This window comes from Pseudonocardia halophobica, from assembly GCF_027922425.1.
GTDB classification, from domain to species: domain Bacteria; phylum Actinomycetota; class Actinomycetes; order Mycobacteriales; family Pseudonocardiaceae; genus Pseudonocardia; species Pseudonocardia halophobica.
In genome coordinates this window covers 1-1,884 of sequence record NZ_BSFQ01000098.1, presented here as the reverse complement: position 1 = coordinate 1,884, position 1,884 = coordinate 1, and the positions used below count along the sequence as shown (strand labels likewise).

The window sequence follows — 1,884 nt, the reverse complement described above, 5'->3', positions numbered from 1 at the left end:
ACCTCCTGGTCGGAGGTGTAGTCCTTGGCGGTCTGCTTGGCGTCGGTGGTCGGGACGAGGTCCAGCCCGCCGATCGACGGCAGACCCAGGTCGGTGCTCATTTCGCCTCCGCGGGAAGAAGTACGTCGGCGGTGCTCATGCCTGGACTCCCAGAGGGGCCCCGTTGCCGGAGCCGTTGGTGCTGTTGGTGTCGGCGCTGTTGGGGTGGGTGCCGGTCAGGTAGTCGAGGAACACGTCCTGCAGTTCCTCGGCCTTGAACGGCAGGCCGGACACCTTGGTGTAGGACTTGGCGTCCACGAGGTACTTGCCGCGCAGCAGCAGCGCGAGCTGGCCGAGGTTCATCTCCGGCACCAGCACCGTGCGGTAGGACGCGAGGACCTCGCCGAGGTTGGCCGGCAGCGGGTTGAGGTGCCGGATGTGCGCGGTGGCGATCTTGTGGCCCATGTTCCGCACGCGGCGGGCCCCGGCCTCGATGGGGCCGTAGGTGGAGCCCCAGCCCAGCACGAGTAGCTCGGCGTTCCCGCTGGGATCGTGGACCTCGAGGTCCGGCACCGGGATGCTGTCGATCTTGGTCTGGCGGAGCCGGACCATCCGGTCGTGGTTGTCCGGGTCGTAGGAGATCGAGCCGCGGCCGTCGGCCTTCTCCAGCCCGCCGACCCGGTGCTCGAGTCCGGGGGTGCCGGGGATGGCCCAGGGCCGGGCCAGGGTGTCGGTGTCGCGCAGGTAGGGCCAGAACTCCCCGGACCCGTCCGGGGCGTTGGGCTCGGTGGCGAAGTCCGGGTCCACGCTCTCGAGGGTGGCGGCGTCCGGGACCTTCCACGGCTCGGACCCGTTGGCCAGCGCGCCGTCGGAGAGCACGATCACCGGGGTGCGGTAGCGGACCGCGAGGGCGGCGGCCTCGACGGCGGCGTGGAAACAGTCCCCGGGCGAGCGCGGCGCGATGATCGGCAGCGGTGCTTCGCCGTTGCGCCCGTACATGGCTTGGAGCAGGTCGGCCTGCTCGGTCTTGGTGGGAAGCCCGGTGGAGGGGCCGCCGCGCTGCACGTCGATCACCAGCAGCGGCAGCTCCAGCGCGACCGCGAGCCCGATGGTCTCGGACTTCAGCGAGATCCCCGGGCCGGAGGTGGTGGTCACGCCCAGGGCGCCGCCGAAGGAGGCGCCGAGGGCGGCGCCGACGCCGGCGATCTCGTCCTCGGCCTGGAAGGTGGTCACGCCGAAGGCCTTGTGCTTGGACAGCTCGTGCAGGATGTCCGAGGCCGGGGTGATCGGGTAGCTGCCCAGGAACACCGGCAGCCCGGTGGTCTGCCCGGCCGCGACGATGCCGTAGGCCATCGCGGTGTTGCCGGTGATCTGCCGGTAGGTGCCGGGCTCCAGCTTCGCCGGGGCGACCTCGTAGGTGACGGCGAACGCCTCGGTGGTCTCGCCGTAGGCGTGCCCGGCCCGGAACGCGAGAATGTTGGCCTCGGCCAGCTCCGGGCGGCTCGCGAACTTCTCGCGCAGGAACCGCTCGGTCCCCTCGTGCGGGCGGTGGTACATCCAGGACAGCAGGCCGAGGGCGAACATGTTCTTCGCCCGCTCGGCGTCCTTCTTGCTCAGCCCGGTCTCCTCCAGCGCCCCCCGGGTGAGGGTGGCCATGGCGACCTCGTGGACCTGGAAGTCGGCCAGGCTGTCGTCCTCGAGCGGGTTGGCCTGGTAGCCGACCTTGGTGAGGTTGCGCTTGGTGAACTCGTCGGTGTTGACGATCAGCACCCCGCCGTGGGGCAGGTCGCCGATGTTCGCCTTGAGCGCGGCCGGGTTCATCGCCACCAGCACGTCCGGCCGGTCGCCCGGAGTCAGGATGTCGTAGTTGGCGAAGTGCAGCTGGAACGAGCTGACCCCGGGCAG

The 1,884-nt window shown here is 70.7% G+C and carries 1 protein-coding gene; it reads right to left on the bottom strand.

The features are described from left to right. Positions 1–135: 135 nt before the first annotated feature. Positions 136–1,884: 2-oxoacid:acceptor oxidoreductase subunit alpha (locus PKE99_RS37365; protein WP_271215006.1), on the bottom strand; the 1,749-nt coding region annotated here is incomplete at its 5' end.